Origin of the sequence: Rhodococcus sp. APC 3903, assembly GCF_030407755.1 — a bacterium.
Taxonomy (GTDB): Bacteria; Actinomycetota; Actinomycetes; order Mycobacteriales; family Mycobacteriaceae; genus Rhodococcus_F; species Rhodococcus_F erythropolis.
Genome location: NZ_JASDCV010000029.1, coordinates 43970 through 65810, shown reverse-complemented (window position 1 = coordinate 65810; position 21841 = coordinate 43970). Strand labels below are relative to the sequence as shown.

At 62.1% G+C, this 21841-nt stretch carries 24 protein-coding genes; 7 read left to right on the top strand and 17 right to left on the bottom strand.

What is annotated here, in order from left to right; all coding sequences use genetic code 11:
- Positions 1-2: 2 nt before the first annotated feature.
- Entirely contained in the window at positions 3-107 is a 105-nt protein-coding gene (locus QMA15_RS28700; RefSeq protein WP_290287464.1) for a hypothetical protein, read from the top strand.
- Between the two features lie 63 nt (positions 108-170).
- Here the strand turns inward: QMA15_RS28700 and QMA15_RS28695 are convergent, their stop codons facing one another.
- From QMA15_RS28695 to QMA15_RS28680, 4 genes are all read right to left on the bottom strand, one after another.
- The gene (locus tag QMA15_RS28695; RefSeq protein WP_125461408.1) at positions 171-488 is read right to left on the bottom strand and encodes a hypothetical protein; all 318 of its coding nucleotides are present in this window, start codon (positions 486-488) and stop codon (positions 171-173) included.
- A gap of 256 nt (positions 489-744) precedes the next feature.
- Positions 745-2169, bottom strand: coding sequence for a PQQ-binding-like beta-propeller repeat protein (locus QMA15_RS28690; protein ID WP_290287721.1), 1425 nt, complete (start codon positions 2167-2169; stop codon positions 745-747).
- Positions 2170-2311: 142 nt separating this feature from the next.
- Positions 2312-3613, bottom strand: a complete 1302-nt coding sequence (locus QMA15_RS28685; protein WP_290287719.1) for a TrpB-like pyridoxal phosphate-dependent enzyme — start codon at positions 3611-3613, stop codon at positions 2312-2314.
- 288 nt (positions 3614-3901) lie between these two features.
- Complete coding sequence (locus QMA15_RS28680; RefSeq protein ID WP_003945940.1) at positions 3902-4360, bottom strand: PaaI family thioesterase; 459 nt, start codon at positions 4358-4360, stop codon at positions 3902-3904.
- A gap of 85 nt (positions 4361-4445) precedes the next feature.
- Between QMA15_RS28680 and QMA15_RS28675 the strand changes: the two genes are divergently transcribed.
- The 3 genes from QMA15_RS28675 to QMA15_RS28665 all read left to right on the top strand — a co-directional run bounded on the left by QMA15_RS28675 (position 4446) and on the right by QMA15_RS28665 (position 6876).
- The gene (locus tag QMA15_RS28675; RefSeq protein WP_007734151.1) at positions 4446-5021 is read left to right on the top strand and encodes a TetR/AcrR family transcriptional regulator; all 576 of its coding nucleotides are present in this window, start codon (positions 4446-4448) and stop codon (positions 5019-5021) included.
- A gap of 72 nt (positions 5022-5093) precedes the next feature.
- Entirely contained in the window at positions 5094-5597 is a 504-nt protein-coding gene (locus QMA15_RS28670) for an SRPBCC family protein (protein ID WP_290287714.1), read from the top strand.
- Between the two features lie 28 nt (positions 5598-5625).
- A complete protein-coding gene (locus QMA15_RS28665; protein WP_070385833.1) occupies positions 5626-6876 on the top strand; it encodes an NADH:flavin oxidoreductase/NADH oxidase family protein in 1251 nt (416 codons plus the stop codon).
- Here QMA15_RS28665 and QMA15_RS28660 read toward each other — a convergent pair whose 3' ends face one another.
- Together QMA15_RS28660 and ald are read right to left on the bottom strand one after the other, a co-directional pair.
- Positions 6877-7752, bottom strand: coding sequence for an aldo/keto reductase (locus QMA15_RS28660; RefSeq protein ID WP_019746934.1), 876 nt, complete (start codon positions 7750-7752; stop codon positions 6877-6879).
- A 53-nt stretch (positions 7753-7805) separates the two neighbouring features.
- Positions 7806-8906, bottom strand: a complete 1101-nt coding sequence (ald, locus tag QMA15_RS28655) for an alanine dehydrogenase (RefSeq protein WP_021342891.1) — start codon at positions 8904-8906, stop codon at positions 7806-7808.
- A gap of 110 nt (positions 8907-9016) precedes the next feature.
- Between ald and QMA15_RS28650 the strand changes: the two genes are divergently transcribed.
- Complete coding sequence (locus QMA15_RS28650; RefSeq protein WP_019746936.1) at positions 9017-9538, top strand: Lrp/AsnC family transcriptional regulator; 522 nt, start codon at positions 9017-9019, stop codon at positions 9536-9538.
- Positions 9539-9545: 7 nt separating this feature from the next.
- Here QMA15_RS28650 and QMA15_RS28645 read toward each other — a convergent pair whose 3' ends face one another.
- From QMA15_RS28645 to QMA15_RS28635, 3 genes are read right to left on the bottom strand one after another with little or no spacing between them, the layout of a single operon-like run.
- On the bottom strand, positions 9546-10610 hold the full coding sequence (locus tag QMA15_RS28645; RefSeq protein WP_046377950.1) for a maleylacetate reductase: 1065 nt from the start codon (positions 10608-10610) through the stop codon (positions 9546-9548).
- A 1-nt stretch (position 10611) separates the two neighbouring features.
- Complete coding sequence (locus tag QMA15_RS28640) at positions 10612-11400, bottom strand: pirin-like bicupin family protein (RefSeq protein ID WP_020906267.1); 789 nt, start codon at positions 11398-11400, stop codon at positions 10612-10614.
- 37 nt (positions 11401-11437) lie between these two features.
- Complete coding sequence (locus QMA15_RS28635; protein ID WP_256063794.1) at positions 11438-11953, bottom strand: VOC family protein; 516 nt, start codon at positions 11951-11953, stop codon at positions 11438-11440.
- A gap of 111 nt (positions 11954-12064) precedes the next feature.
- Between QMA15_RS28635 and QMA15_RS28630 the strand changes: the two genes are divergently transcribed.
- On the top strand, positions 12065-12535 hold the full coding sequence (locus QMA15_RS28630) for a MarR family transcriptional regulator (protein WP_290287704.1): 471 nt from the start codon (positions 12065-12067) through the stop codon (positions 12533-12535).
- Positions 12536-12597: 62 nt separating this feature from the next.
- Positions 12598-13416 (top strand): HAD family hydrolase, encoded by an 819-nt coding sequence (locus QMA15_RS28625; protein ID WP_256063790.1) that lies wholly within the window; start codon positions 12598-12600, stop codon positions 13414-13416.
- A gap of 1 nt (position 13417) precedes the next feature.
- On the opposite strand, the gene QMA15_RS28620 is transcribed toward QMA15_RS28625, so the two are convergent.
- The 8 genes from QMA15_RS28620 to QMA15_RS28585 form a co-directional block, all read right to left on the bottom strand.
- On the bottom strand, positions 13418-14305 hold the full coding sequence (locus tag QMA15_RS28620; RefSeq protein ID WP_003945464.1) for an alpha/beta fold hydrolase: 888 nt from the start codon (positions 14303-14305) through the stop codon (positions 13418-13420).
- Positions 14306-14530: 225 nt separating this feature from the next.
- Positions 14531-15196, bottom strand: a complete 666-nt coding sequence (locus QMA15_RS28615; protein ID WP_290287700.1) for a hypothetical protein — start codon at positions 15194-15196, stop codon at positions 14531-14533.
- A gap of 122 nt (positions 15197-15318) precedes the next feature.
- Entirely contained in the window at positions 15319-16083 is a 765-nt protein-coding gene (locus tag QMA15_RS28610) for an SDR family NAD(P)-dependent oxidoreductase (protein WP_003945543.1), read from the bottom strand.
- A 146-nt stretch (positions 16084-16229) separates the two neighbouring features.
- Positions 16230-17282: an acyl-CoA dehydrogenase family protein gene (locus QMA15_RS28605; RefSeq protein WP_070796358.1), complete on the bottom strand. Its 1053-nt coding sequence runs from the start codon at positions 17280-17282 to the stop codon at positions 16230-16232.
- Entirely contained in the window at positions 17279-18244 is a 966-nt protein-coding gene (locus tag QMA15_RS28600; RefSeq protein WP_020906274.1) for an acyl-CoA dehydrogenase, read from the bottom strand. The genes QMA15_RS28605 and QMA15_RS28600 overlap by 4 nt, the downstream gene beginning before the upstream one ends.
- The gene (locus QMA15_RS28595) at positions 18241-19401 is read right to left on the bottom strand and encodes an acyl-CoA dehydrogenase family protein (RefSeq protein WP_007734181.1); all 1161 of its coding nucleotides are present in this window, start codon (positions 19399-19401) and stop codon (positions 18241-18243) included. Before QMA15_RS28595 ends, QMA15_RS28600 begins: the two co-directional genes overlap by 4 nt.
- On the bottom strand, positions 19401-20273 hold the full coding sequence (locus tag QMA15_RS28590; protein ID WP_019746945.1) for an enoyl-CoA hydratase: 873 nt from the start codon (positions 20271-20273) through the stop codon (positions 19401-19403). Before QMA15_RS28590 ends, QMA15_RS28595 begins: the two co-directional genes overlap by 1 nt.
- Complete coding sequence (locus tag QMA15_RS28585) at positions 20270-21811, bottom strand: FadD3 family acyl-CoA ligase (RefSeq protein ID WP_069147001.1); 1542 nt, start codon at positions 21809-21811, stop codon at positions 20270-20272. The genes QMA15_RS28590 and QMA15_RS28585 overlap by 4 nt, the downstream gene beginning before the upstream one ends.
- Positions 21812-21841 lie beyond the last annotated feature (30 nt).

Below are 21841 nucleotides of genomic sequence, written 5' to 3'. Positions count from 1 at the left end.
GTTTGCGGCGAATTCAGGAGATAACACGCGCAGACTTGGCAAACGGCGACGACCGGTTGGCATTGCATTTAAGTCTGAAAGTCGCGCGGTTGTTAGATCTCCGATGATCCCAACCGAGAAGGGGGACTGCGGAAGAATCCAGCGGCTCAACGTAGTTCGGGGCTCGATCGTCAAGCGGGATGGTTCTGGGGTGGGAAAGGAAGCGCGTCGTACATCGGCCGGGGTGGGTTGGCTTGACCTGCTGAGACGTTCATACGTTTGATCGGGCACCTTCTATCCTCCTGTCGGCAGATGCGGCGGAGTGCAACTTTTTCGGGCATTGAAAGTGCAGAATCGTCCAGATGGGTGTCGAGCTGCGTGAAGAACGCGCGTTTTTGCAAACCGAAATGACGACGAATTTGGTCTGAGTTCGGTCCCCCGGTACGCAGATGTTTGCGCGCAAACTGGACAATTTGTTGCCGACTGCAAATAGGGGATTTCGCGTCCATCCCGTTGGCTCCCTTTACGGTTGGATTGGATCAGATACCTGAGTCGGTGCGATTTTTACGCACCCCTTCACTGCAGGTCTGGTCTGATCTTTCCGAAATTGGAGTCGCGGAGATATATGCAGTTGTTCGAGATCGTTCCCCCGAAATTGAACAAACGCGCCAGACTGGATTGTGGCCATTGATGCTGCACGTCTAGCCATTTGCTTGCTGCTGAACTGGCTGGTCAGTACGACACGGTATCGGTGATGTTGCGGGCCTAACGCCAAACGGTGAAATGGTTCTGCCAGGAGAACGACACGTTTTTGCCGGCATTCGAGACGACGACTCCGCGCGGATCAACCTCTGGGGGAAGGGGAACCGACCACATCATCTTTCCGTCGCGAGCCCGGATCGAATGCATTCCGGTGTAGTCGCTGAAGACGAAGTGGTCGCCATCGGTTACCCCGCTGCGAACCCAGTACGCGTCTTGCCAGGGTGTTTGCCACAGCTGTCGGCCACTCTCGATGTCGAGACCCGAGATTGTGCGAGTCTCGGGAGACGTGACCAGGATTGTTTTTCCTACCACTGCGGCGATGGCGCTTCCCGTCCCGGCCATCGCGGTGTTGACGATTTGTGAACTGCGCCAAAGTTCGTCACCGGAATTCGGGTCGTAGGCGCCGTCGCCGAGAAACATCGGCAGGCCCGTCGAGGACTTACTTGGGTAGGACGACGATGAGTACAAGGGAATCGGTATCGCACGAATCGTGGATCCATCGGAAGCCAAGAGGTTTTGGGTTCCTACATAGCCTGATCTGCCGCCGACACTGGTGAGGAACAATCCGTTCCCGGCCGGGACAAGCGAATCACCCTCGAATTTGAATCGTTCTGCGCCGGAATCCAGATCGTAGATTCGATAGCGGTACTGTGGGGCTCCGCCATCGCCCTGTTCCATCGCAATGACAGTGTCGGTGTGAGGGACCGTGTAGACGGCCCCGAACTTCTCACTTGGTTCGAAGGTGCGAACGAAGTTGGCCGTTAAGTTGGTTGTGTTGCCGCTGGCGAGAATTCGTGTTCGAATCGTTCCGTCCATCCTTTCGCCGGACGTGTACACGGTGTCTCCGGTGATGACGGCGCCATTGAGATCGAAGTCGGTTCCGAGGTCGGACATAAGAGTTCCGGTCGCGGTATCTACAAAGATCATCCGTCGATCGCCCCAGCACGCAATGATCGTGGATTCGTTCTGCTGACTGCACTGGCCGATGACTCCGCCGATTCGCGTTTTCCACAGCGGACTTCCGTCGTCGGGATTCACACCGACCAGTGTGACGGCACCGACTCCCTGACTCGACGAAGACTCGTCGGTCTTGGGAAGGGGATAAGCAGTCGCAGCCACCAGCACGTCACCGACTTGGTACGTGTTGCCGTACCCGTAGTAGCGATCGAGGCCGGAAGGCATCGACAGCAGTACGTCGCCGGAGTTGTCCGTGAGCGTTCGAACATCGAGTTCCCAGGCTTGTTGCGGAGGATCGGAGAGGTCCACGTCGACAACGCCCTGCTCGACGATCGGACCGCCTATCTTCTGCTTCGGCGAGGCCGCCTCACTGGAGTCGGAGAGTGCCGATACGACGATGAACGCGATCGCCACGATCAACGCCAGTCCGAGGGCGACCAGTTTCCAGTGTTCCTTCAACCGAAGCTGCATCGAAAGACCGTAACCGATCGAGCAAACTGATCGGTTCGTTTCGCGGACGGCCGGCTCGATGTCGATCGCGAGATCGAGCCCACGTGCTCGGTGTGACGAAGTGTGGTGGCCTCGTACACACGAGACCACCACACCGACGGCGTCAGACGTAAGGCGAGTACGCCGGGAGATCCAACTGACCGTTGCCCGACAGTCCGATCACAATCACCTCGGGTTCGGTGACGGCGCGAGCGTGAGCGATGGCGCCGGCAACCGCGTGGGTTGATTCCGGAGCCGGGATGATCCCTTCGGCGCGGGCGAAAATCAGACCGGCCTGGAGCGCGTCGTCCTGATCGACGGCAATCGCATCCATGAGTCCGAGGTTGACCGCATGCGAGACCATCGGCGACATACCGTGGTAGCGAAGGCCACCGGCATGGATCGCCGGGGGAACGAAGTCCTTACCCAGAGTGTGCATCTTGAGCAGCGGCGTCAACCCGGCGACGTCACCGAAGTCGTAGCGGTACTCGCCCTGAGTGAGGGACGGGCATGCCGAAGGCTCGCAGGCGACCAGACGAGTCTTGGTGCCTTCGCGAAGGTTTCGTCCCAGGAACGGGAAGGTGAGTCCGGCGAGGTTGGAACCGCCACCGGCGCAACCGAACACGGTGTCGGGGACGGCGTCGCCGGCTTCTTCGAGCTGGACCATTGCTTCCTGACCGATCACGGTCTGGTGAAGCATGACGTGGTTCAGCACGCTACCGAGTGAGTAGTGCGTGTTCGGATCCTGCGCAGCGACCTCGACGGCCTCACTGATCGCCATACCAAGCGAGCCGGTGGTGTCGGGATGCGACTTCAACAGTGCGCGTCCGGCTTCCGTCAGGTCGGAAGGCGACGGGTGACAGATTCCGCCGTACGCCTCCATCTGGATGCGTCGGTACGGCTTCGAATCGAAGGAGGAGCGAACCTGCCACACCTCGACGTCGAGTCCGAGCAGTGCGCCCGCGAACGACAGCGACGCACCCCACTGGCCTGCGCCGGTTTCGGTGGTGAGCTTGGTGGTTCCTTCGATCGCGTTGTAGTACGCCTGCGCGACAGCAGTATTCGGCTTGTGTGAACCGACCGGGCTCACGCCTTCGTACTTGCAGTAGATGCGAGCAGGTGTGCCCAGAGCGCGCTCGAGTCGGTGCGCACGGAACAGGGGAGAGGGCCTCCACATGCCGTAGATCTCGCGAACCGTCTCCGGGATCTCGATGTAGCGCTCGGTTGCGACTTCCTGCGCGATGAGGTTCATCGGGAACAGCGGCGCCAAGTCCTCGGGGCCGAGCGGCTCACGAGTGCCCGGATGCAGGTGCGGGGGAACGGGCTCGGGGAGGTCAGCCGCCAGGTTGTACCAGTGCGTCGGCACTTTCGACGGGATGGAGACGCCCAAAGGCTCGAGCGAACGGTTGAGTGGGGTGGTGGTCAACTAACTCTCCTTCGTGGATTCGGTACCTGATCTTGGCGGTCGTAGCGACGACGCGTACGGCATTTGCCGGATCGGGGATCCTGGAGAGGAGCCTGCTGGACCACCCGATGTCGGTCCGGGCAGCACGCAGTTGCGGCTGACCGTCAGCGGTCGGGCCACCAGAGGTGCGCAGTGAGCAGGGTCACGAGCCGATCGTACATCGGTACTCGCGCCCTGCTCACGTCGGGCGCGGCTACATTTTCGCCATCCTCCGTCGGCGCGGCTACATTTTCGCCATCCTCCGTCGGCTCAGCGGAAAATCATGCACGTCGTAGTTCCGTGCGCCACCAACTTGCCGTTCTTGTCCAAGACCTTGCCCTCTGCCGTCGCGGTACGCCCGCCCACGTGAATGACGCTGCCGTGGGCTGTCAGTTCGTCACCGTCGAGAGGCACCGTGCGGATGTAGTTGAGCTTGAGTTCGAGGGTCGTGTAGCCGACGCCGGCCGGAAGCATCGTGTGTACCGCGCAGCCCATGACCGAGTCGAGCAGCGTTGCGCAGATTCCGCCGTGGACAGTGCCGAGCGGGTTGCTGAAATCGGCACGCGGGGTCAGGGCGAAGCTCACCGATCCCTCGTTGACCTCGCGCATCTCCATGCCGAGGAGGCGTCCGATGCTGGGTCGGTCGTTGACCTGCGTTCCCATCCAGCGGAGAAGTTCGAGGCCTGTCATCTGCGCCGGATCGACGGTTGCGGTTGTCTCGTCACTCATTGTTTCATCCCATCACTATGTAGGTCGTCATACATAACGTAGCGTATGAGTCGACAGGTGTACCGACGGCCGAAGGATCTGTGACATGGCAGAGCTGAGCTCACGTGATCGCATGATTCGTAGTGCGGTCGAACTGATCAGCCGCAACGGTGTCGATGCGACATCCTTCAGCGACGTCATCAAGCACAGCGGCGCGCCCCGTGGGTCGATTTACCATCACTTCCCCGGCGGCAAGACCGAGCTGATGGTCGAAGCCGTGCGCGCGGCTGGTGCGATCATCACCAGACGAATCAGCTCGGCTGCGGCCACCGGTTCCACTGCCGACGTGATCGAAGCGGTCGGAGACATCTGGCGACTCAATCTCACGCGCTCGGACTTCGCGATCGGCTGCCCGGTGATTGCCGGCGGGTTGGCGCGCGCCAGTGAGCCAGAAGTCGCGGAAGTATCGGCTGAGGTCATGCTGGGATGGCAGAAGTTGATCGAATCGCAACTCGAAACTGCGGGTTATCCTGCAGTGCAAGCAAAGTCGATGGCAAACCTGACGATCACGTCGGTCGAAGGTGCAGTGGCGGTGTGCCAGACGACTCGAAGTATCGAGCCGCTCGAACAGGTCATCGCTTCACTGCAGGGGCTCTCTCGTTCTGAGGCTTGGTCCCGCTGAGCCTTCGGGGGTTGACTTCGGTCGCCAAGTATCCGTAACTTCATGTAACGGCTAATTAGGCAGGAGTAGGCGATGACACATTGGTTCGACCTCGAACCGGTCGGTGTGGATTTCTTCGACACGGCGCCGCATATCTTCACGTACTCGATCGACCTCGCCGCCGAACCTGATGTCGTCTGGGCCGGTCTGACCGCCGACGAGCCTTTGTCGTGGTGCCGACTGCTCACAAAAGTGCACTACACCTCGCCGCGCCCCTACGGCGTCGGCACGCCCCGAATCGCGGAGGTGGGCGGTGGTGCGATGCAGATGCGCGAAAAGTTCATCACCTGGGACGACGAAACGCGTCGGCACTCGTTTTACGTCGAACAGTCCAATGTTCCGCTGTTCCAATCCTTCGCGGAGGACTACCGCGTCGACGAGCTCGCAGTGGGTTCGAGACTGCAGTGGAATTTTGCATTCTCGCCGCGTCCGAAGCTGTCGCTCGCGGTGCGCGGCGGGCTACCGGTCAACTCACTGATCTTCTCGAGCTTCGTGCGCGATACCAAGCGGCACTTCGGTTCTGCGCCACGCCATTGACTTTCTTCCCTTCATGCGAGAGGTATCCATGACCACACTCGGAGAATCGTTGACTTTGCCCTGTGGGCAGATACTGCGGAATCGCACGATGAAAGCTGCGCTCAGTGAGGCTCTGGGGGACCGGACTCATGGACCGTCCACCCGCTTGGAAACGCTGTACGGCCGTTGGGGCAGTGGCGGGTTCGGATTGCTCGTCACCGGCAATGTCATGGTCGATCGATCGCAGATCGCCGAACCGGGCAACGTCGTCGTCGACGACGATCGTGATGCCGAAGCGCTGACTGCCTGGGCCAAGACTGCCAAGAACGGCGGCGCCGAGATCTGGATGCAGCTGAACCACCCAGGGCGGCAATCCAACCCGATCGCCAGCAGAGGTCGACCGGTCGCACCGAGCGCGATTGCTCTGAAGATTCCGGGAATGGCGACGCCGCGAGAACTCTCGACTGCTGAGATCGAAGAGATCATCGACAAGTTCGCGGAAACCGCTCGCGTCGCCGAGTCCTCCGGCTTCGGAGGCGTGCAGATACATGCCGCCCACGGTTATCTTGTTGCGCAGTTCCTTTCGCCGTTGTCCAATCAGCGGACGGACGAGTGGGGTGGAGATCCCGAGCGTCGACGACGCTTTCTGATCGAAATCGTTCGGCGCATTCGCTCGACCGTTGCTCCCGGATTCGCGGTGTCGGTCAAACTCAACTCGGCTGATTTCCAGCGCGGCGGATTCTCGGAAGACGAATCGCGAGAAGTAGTACGCGCGTTGACCGAAGAGTCGGTCGATCTCATCGAGATCAGCGGTGGCAGTTATGAATCGCCGGCCATGATGGGTAAAGCGCAGAAGCAGAGCACTCGCGATCGAGAGGCATATTTCCTCGAGTATGCCGAGACGGTTCGAGCGATTGCCGGCGACATTCCCTTGGCGGTCACCGGCGGCTTCCGCTCGCGATCGGCGATGGTCGAGGCACTCGCTTCCGGCGCCTGCGACGTGATCGGCCTCGGCCGGCCGACGATCACGATTCCCGACGCGGCAACCGTTCTCCTGGAATCGAATCGGGAACGATTGATCGTCCCGACTGTGGAGTTCGGAGCGCGGAAGTTGTTGGGGAAGGTTGCCGACATCTCGATGCTCGACGGTGCACTCGACCTGCAGTGGCACACCGATCAGTTGCATCGAATGGGCGACGGTAACGAGCCGGATCCGGCTCGGCCGTGGTGGAAAACCCTCGGGACCATGGTGAGGCGAAACGGAATCGATGCGCTTCGCCCCACCAAACGAGCGGCTTGATCAGTTCGGTGCACCGATGTTGAGTTCATCGGGATGCGCGCCGACGCGGGTACCGTCGTCGAGAGTGTCGATTTCGCTCAGATCGAGATCAGTGAGTTCGAAGTCGAATACGTCGATGTTCTGAGCGATCCGGGCATCATGCACTGATTTCGGGATGACGATCAGGCCGTTCTGCAGGTGCCAACGGATCAGGACCTGCGCGGCAGTCTTGCTGTGGCGGTCACCGATTCGAGTGATGATCGGATCGGTGAGCAGCGTGTTGGGCTTCGATGCCTTACCCCAACCCGCGTTGCTGGTACCGCCGAGTGGGCTCCACGATTCGACCTTGATTCCGTGCTCGGCGGCCTTGTCGCGGATCGCGTGCTGCGTGAGGTGCGGATGCAGTTCCACTTGATCGACTGCCGGCAACAATCCGCCGCGATCGACGAGAAGCTGCAGATGATGCGGCTCGAAGTTGCACACCCCGATTGCCTTCGCGCGGCCCGATTCCGCGATCTTTTCGAGCGCGTCCCAAGTGCGGAGGAGTCGGTCGTTGTCCTGCAGTGGCCAGTGGATCAGATACAGATCGACGTAATCGACGCCCAGCTTGTCGATGCTGCTGTCGAAAGCCTTCAACGCCGGCTCGTAGCCCTGATCTGCATTCCACAGCTTCGTGGTGAGGAATATGTCCTCTCGCGCGACGGACGAGTTGGCGATACCTCGTCCGACGCCCTCTTCGTTCCCATATGCGGCAGCGGTGTCGATGTGCCGGTAGCCGGCGTCGTCGAGAGCGAACCGCACTGCATGCTCGGTTTCGTCGTTGGTGGCCTGCCAGACTCCGAGGCCGAGTTGCGGGATCGTGGTTCCGGAATTCAGCGTGATGTCAGGATTGCTCATGGATCAAGGCTAGCGATCTCGAGCTTTCCTTGCCTGGGTCAGAGCCGCCTGGGTCAGAGAGTCGTAGCCGAGTACCCATGCGCCGCTGCAACACTGTCGGACAGGAGCAGGCCGTCGTGTGTGCTCAGTCCTGACCCCAGGCCGGGAACTGCCGTGACCGCGTCCTTCCACCCCTTGTCTGCCAATGCGACGACGTACGGAAGCGTCGCGTTGGTGAGCGCGTACGTCGACGTACGGGGGACGGCTCCGGGCATGTTCGCAACGCAGTAGAAGACCGAACCGTGAACCTGGTACGTCGGATCGGCGTGCGTGGTCGCGTGTGAATCCTCGAAGCAGCCGCCCTGGTCGATGGCGATGTCGACCAGGACAGAACCCGGCTTCATACGCGCCACCAGGCTGTTGGAGACGAGAGTCGGCGCCTTCGCCCCGGGGACCAGCACTGCGCCGATGACGAGGTCGGCGTCGAGTACTGCCTGTTCCAGTTCGAGGCTGTTGGACGTGATGGTCTTGACCTGGCCGTGGTACAGCTCGTCGATTTCCCGCAGGCGAGCGATCGACAGATCGAGAACGGTGACGTCGGCCTGCATGCCGTAGGCCACGGCGATGGCGTTTTTGCCGGAGACTCCCGCACCGATCACCACGACCTTGGCGGGGCGCACTCCGGGGACGCCGCCCATCAGCACTCCGCGTCCGCCGCCGTGACGCATCAAGTGGTAGGCGCCGGCCTGCGGCGCAAGGCGTCCGGCTACTTCGCTCATCGGTGCGAGAAGGGGCAGTGAACCGTCGGAACCGACAACGGTTTCGTAGGCGATGGAAGTGGTCTTCGAAGCCAGGAGTGCGTCGGTGCATTCCTTCGACGCCGCCAGGTGCAGGTAGGTGAAGAGCACCTGGTCCTTACGGAGTCGCGAATACTCTTCTGCAATAGGTTCTTTGACCTTCAGGAGCAGATCTGCGTCTGTCCAGACCTGATCGGCGGACCCGAGGATCTGCGCGCCCGCGGCCTTGAAATCCTCGTCACTGAACGAGGAGCCGACGCCTGCGCCCGTTTCGATGACGACCTCGTGCCCTCGGCCGACCAGTTCGTGGACGCCTGCTGGGCTGATAGCCACGCGGTACTCGTGGTTTTTGATTTCGCGGGGGATTCCGACCTTCATGACACGGCTCCGAACTGAGTCTGTTTGTTTCTTCGAATGGCAGGTGCCAAGCATGAAGTTTCGTCGTCAGATAGTGAAGAGAAGTGAAGATAATTCTCTAAGCTGTATTCATGGTGCGCGAAAGTTCAAAAATCGGTATTCAGACGGCCGCCTCGCCGAAGCATGTTCGGGCTGCCGTGAAGTTGGACGAGGTCGACCGGGTTCTGCTCGAAGAGCTGGCGAAAGACGCGAGGATTCCGAACAATGCGCTGGCCGCGATCGCGGGAATTGCGCCGTCGACATGCCTCGGCCGTGTGCGCGCCTTGGTGGACAACGGCGTGATCAGGGGATTTCACGCGGACATCGACCCCGCCGCTCTCGGAATGGATCTGCAGGCGATGATCGCAGTTCGACTGCAGGCCAACGCACGGTCGCACCTCAACCGGCTCGGCGACGACTTCGCCAAGTTGGACTCGGTGCTCAACGTGTACTTCGTTGCCGGTGTCGACGACTACATGCTGCACGTCGCAACGACGGATTCGGCGCAGCTGCGTGACTTCGTCGTCAACAATCTCTCGGCACATCCAGCGGTTGCTGCGACCGAGACGATTCTGATCTTCGAACACGTCAGGCCTCGAGGCGGTACTGCCTGATTAGTTCTCACCTGATGGCGGGTCGACGCCCGGACCAGGCGTTCTCGAGGAGTTCGCTCAGGCCCGGCGGGGTGATCTCACGCGGGTTCGGATACGCGGCGGAGGTGGCGAGTTCGACTGCATTTTCGATTTGATCGTGACTCATTCCCAGTTCTTGCAGAGTGGTCGGTCCGCCGCACGCGGTGACGAGGTCGAAAACGCCGGTAGCGGCATCGGATGCGCCCAGAGCAGTCGCTATTCGCGACATCACATCCGGGACAGCAGGCGCGTTGAATGCCATTGCGTGGGGGAGGACAACGGTGTGGGTGGGAGCATGCGGCAAACCGAAGCTGCCACCGAGGGTGTGGCACAACTTGTGATGAAGCCCCATACCGACTGTGCCCAAGCAAGTTCCGGCCAACCAGGCCGCTTGCAGTAGTTCGGCCCTACCTTCCAGATTTTTCGGATCATCGACAATGCTCGGCAGCGCACGGGCGATCCCGGCGATCGCCTCGATCGCCATCAAGTCCGTGATCGGGTTGGACTCGGTGGAGTACAACGCTTCAACCGCATGCGCCATCGCGTTGACGGCGCTGGTGACGGTGGTATCCAGCCGCAGATCGAGAGTGAGGTCGACGTCGTAGATGACGGTTTCGGGTCTGATGTGGGGAGAGGAGCGAGTTGTCTTGCGTCCGTTCTCTGTTTCACCCAACACCGGAGTGACTTCTGATCCCGCGTACGTTGTCGGAACGACGATCTGATCGAACCCCGCTCGTAGTGCCAGTGCCTTGGACAACCCGGTTGCCGAACCGCCGCCGATCGCGACGACCGTGTCGACGTGATGGTTCTCGGCAAGTCTCAGCGCGGCTGTCGTGACTTCGATCGGAGTATGCATCACAGCGCCGTCGAAGCGGACCACCGCCATGTCGCCGAGAGATTCGGTCACGGCGGCGGCAACCGCGTCGAGTCGACGACTTGCCAGCACCATCACTCGGCTACGGCCGAGCCGCCGCACTTCTTCGGCGATCGTATCGATCATCCCTTGGCCGAAGACAATTCGAGCCGGTGAAGCGTCGTACGAGAAGGGCTTCATGTCATCCCTGCGAAACGGTGGCGTGCATTTCCCAGACGATGACCTCTGCCCCGGTATCGGAGCTGAGCTGCTGACCTCCACCGCCGGATACTCGCACCGCGTCACCTTGTTCGAGCACTCCGACGCCTTCCATGGCGGCCTGACCGTCGGCGACAAAAACATGCAGGAACGGTGCGTCCGGCAGGGTCACAGGTTGTCCGGGTTGCAGACGCGCAACGTGCATCGCGGCGTACTTGTTCTTGATCCGGATTGCCGAGTGATCGGCGTACGCGTCCATGCCCGACGCGACGGGAACCAGTCCACCGGCAAGCAATTCGGCGTCGATCTCCAACTGCTCGTATCCGGGCGTGATTCCGGCCTCGTCGGGGACGACCCACATCTGGATGAAGTGAACCGGGTCGCTGTGCTTGTCGGAATGCGCACCCGCCACGTCACCGAGTCGCCACGAATCGTTCTTCTCCGAATGCAGGATTCCCGTTCCAGCGCTCATCCGCTGGGCGAGACCGGGGTAGATGACGCCCGAATGCCCCATCGAATCCTGATGTACGAGAGAACCTCTCAGTACCCAGGTGACGATCTCCATGTCCTGGTGCGGGTGGGTGTCGAATCCCATTCCGGGCGTGACGATGTCGTCGTTGTTGACCAGGAGAAGACCGTGGTGAGTGTTCTTCGGGTCGTAGTGATTGCTGAACGAGAACGAGTGCTTCGAGTCCAGCCAGCCGGCATTGGACTTGAAGCGATCCCCGGATCGACGGATATCGAGGTTCGGCTGCGACAGAGTGGAGGTCATGGTGTGCCTTCCGAATGGTGTGGGGGAGAGCAAGTTTTCAGAGGACGTGATTGCCGTACATCTCGCCGAGGGGGTCGGCGATCAGCTCGAGTCGAGCGCCGTCGGGATCGCGGAAGTACAACGAGACCTCGCTGTGCTCGATCAGTTCGACGCCGGCCTCGGTCAGTTGGGTGCGCAGCTTCGCCCACTTGGCAGGTTCGACGCTGATCGCGATGTGGTGGAGGCCGCCGAGTACTTCTTGGTACGGGCCCACGTCGAGACCCGGGAAGTCGAAGAAGGCCAGCAGGTTGCCATTGCCGATGTCGAAGAAGAAGTGCGACGACCCGGGATAGTCACGGTTCTCGATCAACTCGGTGAGTGGGAATCCGAGGAGATCCTGATAGAACTTCACGGTTCGTTCGACGTCACTGCTGATCAGGGCCGTATGGTGCAGGCCGCGTGCGGTCGATGCGGGTCGTTTGTCGGCGGGGATCAGATGTCGATCCCTGATCTCGGTCCGGCGTTCCTCGAACTGCACTGCGTTGTCGAACTGCACTGCGTTGTCGTCGCTCATGGCGCCCGCCTCTCGGTTGAACCTTCTCTTCGAACAGGTAGTTGATTGATCAACTACATTGAGAATAGATCATTTGATTTCGTTGTCAACTACTTCGGATATGCTGGTGTCATGGAATCGACGCGGTGGTTGAGCGACACGGAGCAAACGGCCTGGCGGGCTTACCTGGACTCGACCCGACTGCTCCAGCGTGTTCTCGATCAGCAGTTGGTGCGAGACTCCGACATTTCCTTCACCGATTTCGAACTGCTGGTCGCTCTCGCCGAAGCGCCCGGCCGGCAACTGCGCATGAGTGAGCTCGCCGACGCTGTGATGGCTACCCGAAGTGGTGTGACCAGGGCCGTAAATCGATTGGTCGGCGCAGGGTGGGTGCGCCGGGTTGAGTGTGTCGACGACAAGAGGGGCGCCAATGCGGAGCTGACCGACTCGGGTGCCGACAGACTGGCGTCGGCAAGCCCGGCGCACGTAGCCGCAGTGCGGGAGAGCATGTTCGATCTGCTGAGCCCGCGAGATGTCGAGCGGCTCGGTGTGGTCTTCGGCGAGATGCGTCGGCACCTTCTCGAGACCCAGTCAGGTAATTGACAGAGCAACGGTCCGTGTCACGTAGTTGGTGAGGGCTGCGAACGGACTGCCATCATTGTCTGGTGACCCGCATTCGTATGTTCGCAACCGACCTCGACGGCACCCTGCTGCGCTCCGACCGAACGATTTCGGCGCGCACCGCGCAGGCCATGGAGAACGCGCGGCTCTCCGGAATCGAAGTTGTGTGGGCGACGGCCCGCGCCCGGCATTCGGTACACACATTGGCGAACTCGTGCGGATTTCGCGGTAAAGCTGTGTGTGCCAACGGAGCTGTGATTCTCGACCTCGCCGACGGGACTCCGGAGATCGTCGATACCGTCTCGATCGAAATGTCCTTGGCTGCAACGGCTATGGAGCAAGTTCGGGCGCTGGTTCCGGGCGTCGTGTTCGCGAATGTCGGACCCACGCAGTTCTTTGCCGAGCCGGAGTATGCCGCTCTGTGCGAATTCGCGGACCATCACCGGCACCTGCACGAGATGGTGCTCGCCGATACCCTGCCGCTGGACGTGGAGCCGATGGTCAAGATCGTGGCTCGGCATGCGGAAGTTCCCAGCGCCGACCTGTACCGAACAGCGGTCGCTGCGGGCATCGAGGGCGTGGAGTTGACGCACTCCGGCGCCCCGTACATGGAAATGGCTGCAGCGGGCGTCTCGAAGGCCAGCGCTCTCGCGCAGTTGTGCGCGATCGACGGCATCGACGCGTCGGAAGTGGCGGCAGCCGGTGACGCCTTCAATGACGTTGCCATGCTGACCTGGGCCGGAACAGCTCTGGCGCCGGCCAACGCCAGAACCGAGGTCATCGAGCTCGCCGACCGAATTTTGCCCACGAACGACGAGGACGGCGTGGCGAGCTACCTCGAAGAGTTGGTTGCGGGGCGCTAGTTCAGCTGCTGACGGCCTTGGGTCCGGTGCCGATACCGACTCCGCAGTCCGTCATGAATTCGGAGAAGACGCGGTCGAAGCGATCCGGGTAGTCAAGGTGCGGGAAATGTCCGGCGCGCTTGAAGATCTCCACCCGCCCCAGCGGTAGTTCGGCGCGAGCGTTCTCGGTGTGGGCGTTGGGGATGATGGTGTCCTCCTCACCCCACACCAGCAGTGCCTGCAGATTCTTGAAGTTGGCGAAATGCGGAGTGGCATTGACGGTTTGACCGTTGTAATTGATGACCGATCGTGCCGTCGCCAGAAATGCCTGACGCGTCGACGCGTCCGATACCGAAGCGAAGCTCTTACGGGCCTCGCTCGCGCTGGCACCGAGCTTGAACAGGCCGATCTTGTTGAAAAGTCCGAGCGCTTTGTCGGTCACGTCGGTCAGCGTCCTCGACGCGAGGACGGGAAGTACCAGTTCGCTGCCGGGCAGTGTCGCCGCACGCAGGAGTGGGCTCACCTCGGGGCCGAGTCCACCGCTGGCTACCAGGCACAGCCGCTCCACCCGGTCGGGGAACAGATACAGCGTCTGCATCGCGATCCCACCACCGAGGGAGTGGCCGACCAGGGTGGCCGACGGAATGTCGAGGGCTTCGAGGAGGTCACGCACAGTGGCGGCGTGAGCACTGAGTGAATAGTCGCCGGCAGGCTTGTCCGACGCACCGTGTCCGAAGAGATCAGGGGCGATCACGCGGTAATGACGCGAGAGCGTCTCGATCTGCGGTTCCCAGTTGGAGTGCGCGCCCAGCAGGCCGTGAATGAGCACCACGACGGGGCCACTGCCTTGGTCGACGTATTTGAGCTGGTCGCCGTGCAATACAACCGTCTGTAATTGGTCGGTTGCCATGATTGAACCTTTCGGAGCCGCCAGTGTCTGTGGCTGCTCGCGTGTTGTCGGACCGCACCCGCCCCGACGCGGATCCACGGGTATTTGTGACCGGGAGTAACCCCAGTTCCCTCAGTATGCCCATCGAGGGGGTCGATGTCGTGGCCATCGGGCGTGTTGTGACGAACCGTGAGCCGTCGGCTGAGGGGAGACGTACAACTCACCGCCGCGTGTCGGCGCCGTTGATCAGGCGAAATCGACCAGTTTGCCGAAGGTGAGGTTGATGTCCCACGGTGTGACGCCCCACGTCTCGATCGCTGAAACCGCGAAGATTCCGGCAGCCTCGATGGTGTCCTGTGAGGCTGGTGCCGACACAGAAACGCCGGTTTGGTCGCTCGGAACCTCCGGCCAGACGCCTGTGCCCACCGGTGCGGGGGTTGCCTCCATGACTGCGTTGGCCAGGCCCGATTCGTCGACGGTCGTGAAGAGGCAGTTCGGCTCGTGCGGAGAATCCCACCCGCCGAGTTCCGCGAGCCAGAATTCGCCGCGTCCAGCAGCGGAGATCGCGATGGACGCGAGTACCGATTCGAGATCTTCCCAAGCGTCGCCGGTCGGGGAGGACGCGTCGGTGAGCTTGAACGGTGCGGCGAGGGCAGTGCTGTCCGGGGAAGTGAAGCGCGGCTGCACAGTGAGGGCCTGGGTCTGGGTATCCAGGAACGCAACTTCTCGGAACTTGTTGTCCGGCAGAGCAGTACGAGCTACGAGGCCGCGTCCAAGCAGTACGCCGAGCGCGGCGGGATCGTCGACGCTCCACAAGCGGGTCTCGTCCTCGGACCAGGTGCGAATCATTCCGCTGACGACAGGACTGATCAGCACGGGCTCGAGGTTCGTACTGCCTGTTGATTCGCTCACCGCTGGCTCCCCACCGCACTTCGTACCGCCGGACCGGTTCCGCGCGACCAGATAAGTATGCCGCCTCGCTGCTGTGCGCCTTTATTAACCGCCGGGGGTTAATAAAGGCGCACAGCAAGTGGTCACATATGCGTGCCGCCGTCGATGCGGATTTCCGTTCCGGTGACAAACGAGCCGTCCTCGGAAGCGAGCATCGCGATCACGCCGGCGACGGCGGACGGGGGCGCGAAACCCTCACCGATTGCCGGGGCCAGCTTGCCGAGCAGCGTGAAGTCGATGTCGGCCGGGAAGCCGGGATCGGACGTCATGCCCGACGCGATGCTGCCGGGTGCGACGGCCACGGCGCGAAGACCCTGCTTGCTGTACTCGAGAGCAAGTGCGTGCGTGAAGGATTGGATTCCACCCTTCGACGCCGCATATGCCGTCATGTACGGGTGGGCGAAGGTCGCCGAAGTGGAACTGAAGTTGACCACGACGCCTGCTCCGCTTTCGAGCAGTGCCGGCAGGGACTCCCTCGTCATGAGGAACGTTCCGGTGAGGTTGACCCCGATGACGGTGTTCCAGAAATCGAGTGTCATCTCGTGGGTGTGCGCGGAGCGCAGAATGCCCGCCGCATTGACCAGCACGTCGAGCCCGCCCAGAGCCTTGATCGCAGCGCCGACCTGTTCGCGAACAGACTCTTCGCTGGAGATGTCGACCTTCACCGTGGTGAGGCGATCGGAGTGGCCGGCGTCTTTCGCGGCGTTCAGCGTCTGTTCGAGGCCGGTCTCGGAAATGTCGGCGGCGACGACGGTGCCTCCTTCTGCCAGGATGCGGGCAACGGTGGCCTGGCCGATTCCGGACCCTGCGCCGCTGATGAGGACGCGCTTGTCGTCGAATCGATTCACGAGAAAACTCCGGTCTGTGAGATGGACAGCTGTCTGGTGACCGATTCTGCGTGATCCAGCCGCATAAATCTGCGGTTCATTCCACTGACTGGGCAGCATCGGTGCTTGTTCGCCCGGGATTGCGAGCGAACAAGCACCGATGTGACTTAGAGACCCGCGGCCTGAGCGAGGCTCGGCAGGTAGGTGCTCGGCTGTCCGAAGAGCTGAGCGCTGCCGTGTGCACGCTTGAAGTACAGCTGAGCGTCGTGCTCCCAGGTGATTGCGATTCCGCCGTGCAACTGAACTGCTTCGGAGGTGATCTGCTGCAAGGCTTCCGAGCAGTAGACCTTCGCCACTGCCGCGTCGTCCGCCGACTGCGTCGCCACGGCCGCGTACGTCATCGACCGCGCCGTCTCGACCAACGTGTACATGTCGGCCATCCGGTGCTTGAGGGCTTGGAAAGAACCGATCGCGCGACCGAACTGCTTGCGCGACTTGGTGTATTCCACGGTCTGTTCGACGATTGCTGCGGCCGCTCCGACCTGTTCAGCGGACAACGCGATCAGAACGACGGTTCGAATGCGATCGACCAGATCTTCGGACCACTCCAGTGGCCGACCACGAACACCGGAGAACGTGACCTCCGCCAGCGTTCGCGTCGGATCCATGGTGGGGACGCGTCGGCGGGAGACGCCCTCGGCCGCGGGATCCACTTCGTAGAAGCCGTCGGCCGTGAGAACGAGCAGGGTGTCCGCAATGTGTCCGTCGAGGACGTACGACGCCGTGCCGGTCAACGCATCCTCGGTTGCCTCGACGCCGAAGGTGCTCCAACCCGCAGCCCCTGCCCAGCACAGGGCCAACGTGCTCTCGCCGGACGCGACACCGGGCAGCAGTCGTGAGCATGCGTCGTCGTCACCGGAAAGCAGCAGTGCCTGTGCGGCAAGAATCGCCGAACCCAGCATCGGTGACGGGGTCAGCGTGCGGCCCAATTCCTCCTGGACCACATGTACCTCGCCCAAACCTGCTCCGACGCCGTCGAACTCCTCCGGAATCGCCAGCGCGGCGACGCCGATCTGCTCGCACAGCTTGCTCCACAACGCGGCGTCGTAGCCGATCTCTGTGGTGATGGCAGCGCGGACGGCAGCGGAGTCGGAATGCTTGCTCAGGAGATCGCGTACCGACGCACGTAGTGCTGCCTGGTCTTCGGTGTCGATGCTCATGATGCAACCAGCGCTTCGACGACGCGCGCACGATGCTCGGACGGTGTGCCCCAGGCGGTGAGCAATGCTCGTACCTTGGTGAGCCACAGTGAGAGATCGTGTTCCATCGTGTAGCCGATGGCGCCGTGAACCTGGAGTCCGACGCGGGCGGCCTTGTAAGCAGCATCCCCGCACGCGACCTTGGCGGCAGAAATGTCACGCGAGGCGTCGGCCGACTGATCGCGAACCGACAGAGCGGCACCGTGGAGCAGGGGGCGAGCCATTTCGAGCGAAACCGCAACTTCTGCCAGGTGGTGCTTCATTGCCTGGAACTGTCCGATGACCTTGCCGAACTGCTTGCGCTGCTTCGCGTATTCGGTGGTGACCTCGAGCAGTGTCTGGCCGAGACCTTGCAACTGCGCGGCAGTGGCAAGAGCGCCCATGTCGAAGGCTGCGGAGAAGTCGGCGGAGCCCAGCGATTCGCCGGCGGAAACTTCGTAGAGCTTGCGGGAGAGATCCACCGATGCCTTGGCTTCGCCAGGGACGCCGAGTGAGACGGTGCCGTCCTGCGCGAGTAGAACCAGATCGACCGCATTGGCGTCGAGCGCGAACGGTGTGCGCGGGGGAGCGGCGACGGTTGCCAGCGAACCCTCGGCGAGAGCAGAGAGACGTTCCGGTGCAACGGAAGCCAGGAGCGTCGGTGCTACTGCGATGGTCTCGACGACCGGTCCGGGTACTGCGTGCCGACCGAGCTGTTCGAGTGCAACGACCAGGTCCACGGCGTCGGCGCCGAGTCCGTCGTGTTCTTCGGAGATGACGAGGCCGTTGACGCCGGTCTCGGCAAGGCGCTGCCAGAGCTTCTTGCCCGGCTCGGTGTCACCGTCGTTCCACGAACGGATGACGGAGGGCATGTCGGACTTGGTCAGCAGTGCATCGATGCTTGCAGCGAAGTCCTGGTGGGAGGAGTCGAGCGCGAATCTCATCGGTCCGCCTTCGGTAGGCCGAGCAGACGCTCAGCGATGACGTTTTTCTGAATCTCGTTGGTGCCTGCGTAGATCGGGCCGGACAGGGAGAACAGGTATCCGTCCATCCAGTTGTCGGCCAGCTCGGCTTCAGGGCCCTGCAGTTCGAGAGCAGTCTCGTGGGTGGCGATATCCCACTCGGACCAGAAGACCTTGTTGATCGAGGACTCGGCGCCGAGTTGTCCACCGTCGGCGAGACGGGTGACGGTACCGAATGTGTTGAGCTGGTAGGCGCGAGCGCCGATCCAGGCGTCGGCAACCTGGTTACGCAGAGCGCTGTCGTCGGTTCGTCCGCTGGACTTGTACAGCTCGAGCAGTCGGTCGACGGTGGCGAGGAAGCGGCCGGGGCTGCGCAGCGAGAGGCCACGCTCGTTGCTCGCGGTGCTCATCGCGACGCGCCAACCTTCGTTGACGTTGCCGATCACACCCGACTCACCGGGGTTGGCCGGGTCGTCCGGCACGAAGACGTCTTCGAGGAAGATCTCGGCGAAGCCGGGCTCGCCGTCGAGTTGATCGATCGGGCGAACGGTGACGCCCTTCGAGCGCAGGTCGAACATGAAATACGTGATGCCCTTGTGGCGCTGCGCATCCGGATCGGAGCGGAACAAGCCGAAGCCCCAGTCGGCGTAGCTTGCGCGTGAGCTCCACGTCTTCTGACCGTTGAGCAGCCAGCCCCCGTCGACCTTCTTCGCACTCGAACGCAGGCTCGCGAGGTCGGAACCGGATTCGGGCTCGGACCAGGCCTGGGCCCAGATGTCGTCGGCACGAGCCATGCGCGGCATGATGCGAGCCAACTGCTCGGCATTTGCATGCTCGAACAGTGTGGGAGCCAACAAGAAGATGCCGTTCTGGCTTACGCGCCCGGGTGCGCCCGAGCGGTAGTACTCCTCCTCGAAGATGACCCATTCGAGCAGCGACGCATCACGTCCGCCGAGTTCCTTGGGCCAGGAGACGACGGCGTAGCCGGCGTCGGCGAGAGTGTGCTCCCACTGACGATGCTCTTCGAAGCCTTCGGCGGTATCCATCGACTTCAGGGGAGTGGCGGGCACATTCGCCTCCAGGAACGAGCGGACCTCGTCACGGAATGCGGTTGTGGCGTCGTCGAATACGAGATCCACTAGTTTGTTCCTTCCTGCGGTGCGCGAGCACTGGCAGCCATGGCTTTGGCGTCGAGACCACCAAGCGAGTCTTTGCCGACCTCGGCGTTGTGAGCGTGAGCGAAGTGATGCAGACCGAAGACGGAGTCGATGCCGTTGCGCATCCCCATCTGATCCTCGCACTGGTTGACGGCCTTTTTGGTCAAAGCCAGTCCGAAGCGCGGCATCTCGGCGATACGTCCGGCGAGCTCGAACGTCTCCTTCTCGAGATCCTTGCGGGCGACGACGCGATTGACCATGCCGATTTCGTAGGCGCGTTGCGCGGTGAACCGATCGCCGGTGAAGAGCATTTCCTTCGCGAAACGTGAACCGACCATCCACGGGTGCGCGAAGTATTCGACGCCGGGGATGCCCATGCGGACAACGGGATCGGAGAAGAAGGCGTCGTCGGCCGCGACGATCATGTCGCAGACCCAGGCGAGCATGAGCCCGCCGGCAATGCAGGCGCCTTGCACCATCGCGATGGTGGGCTTGGGGATCTCCCGCCAACGGCGGCACATGCCCAGGTAGACCTCCATCTCGCGGGCGAAACGCTGGTCACCGCCTGGCTTGTCGACGTGATCCCACCACATGGTGGCCTTGTTCTCGTACTCGACGTGATGGTCGCGTCCCGGAGTTCCCAGGTCGTGTCCGGCGCTGAAGTGAGGTCCGTTGCCTGCCAGGACGATCACTTTCACGTCGTCGTCCTCGACGGCGCGCTGGAATGCCGCGTCGAGGGCGTACGTGACCACCGAGTTCTGGGCGTTGCGGTAGTCGGGTCGATTCAAGGTCACGACAGCGACCGAGTCACGAACCTCGTAGGTCACGACGTCGGCTTCGAAGGGAACGGTCATGATTGTTCCTCGCGCAGAACCGTTTTGAGGACCTTGCCCGAGGGGTTACGGGGCAGGTGATCTACGAAGCGCACCTCGCGGGGCACCTTGAAGCCTGCGATCTTCTCCTTGAGGAAGGCGATCACCGACTCTTCGGTGAGGCCGGCACCGTCGAGTTGGGCGATGTAGACGCGGCCCACCTCTCCCATCCGGTGATCGGGGATGCCGATGGCAGCAGACTCGTGGACGCCGGGCAGGCGAGCCAACATGCCCTCGATCTCGGCGGGGTAGACGTTGAATCCGCCGCTGACGTACATGTCTTTCAGACGGTCGGTGATGTCGAGATAGCCACGCTCGTCGAGGGTTCCGACGTCTCCGGTGTGCAGCCAGCCGTCGGCGTCGATTGCCTTGGCGGTGGATTCGGGGTCGTCGAGGTATCCGAGCATGACGTTCGGTCCACGAAGCAGGATCTCACCCTGGTCGCCGATCTTGACCTCGAAATCGGCTGTCGCGCGGCCGGAACTGGTGGAGACGGTGACCGGGTCGTCGTCGGTGCGGCACATGGTCGCGACCACTGCCTCGGTCAGACCGTATGCCGTGAGGACGGCGTCGAAAAGCTCTGCCTGCATGCGCTCGACGAGAGCAACCGGCACGGGTGCTGCGCCGGTGATCGCGATGCGGAGCGAGGACAGGTCGTATTCGCTGCGGCGGGGGTGATCGAGAATGGTCTGGTAGATCGTCGGGGCACCGGGCAGGATGCTGATCTTTTCGCTGTTGACCAGCGCGAGGGTGTCGTCGATGTTGAAGACGGACACCGGCACGATCGTCGCGCCGTTCAGCAGGCAGACCAGGATTCCGGCCTTGTACCCGAAAGTGTGGAAGAACGGGCTGATGATGAGGAAGTTGTCGTCGGCGGTGACCTCGGCGCATTCACCCCACGACTTGGCGACAGCGATGGACTGACGATGCGCGGTGATCGCACCCTTGCTGCGTCCCGTGGTGCCGGAGGTGAAGAGGATGTCGCTGACGTCGTCTGGCTGCACCTTCGCAGCACGCGCATCGGCTTCGGTGCGGGCGGCGTCGGTGGCGAGCGCGAGGAAGTCCTCGAACTCGATGACGCCGTCACGGTCGTCGTCCCCGTCGATCGGTACCTGGATGACGGTCGGGATCGACAGGTCCGGGTTGGCGTCGAGCAACTGCTGATAGCGATCGGCCTTGAGGAACGTGCCGACGACCACCAAGGCCGCGGCGTCGACGCGCTCGATGATGTCGAGAGCTTCGGTGCCGGTGTATCGAGTGTTGATCGGGATGATGGACGCGCCGGCATATTGAGCGCCGAGCAGGGCGATCACCCAGTGGTACGTGTTGGGCGACCAGATGACGACGCGATCGCCTGCCTTCACCCCACGGTTGATCAGCGCGCCGGCGAAATCGCGGACACGTTGATGTAGCTGTGCGAAGGTCAGTCGGGTGTCGCCATCGGCGATAGCCGCGCGCTCACCGAACTCCTCGGCGGCCCGGATGAGGGCTGATGGGATGGTTCTCGGTTGTTCGGTCACTGGACTCCTACCTGACACGCTACCTAGCAA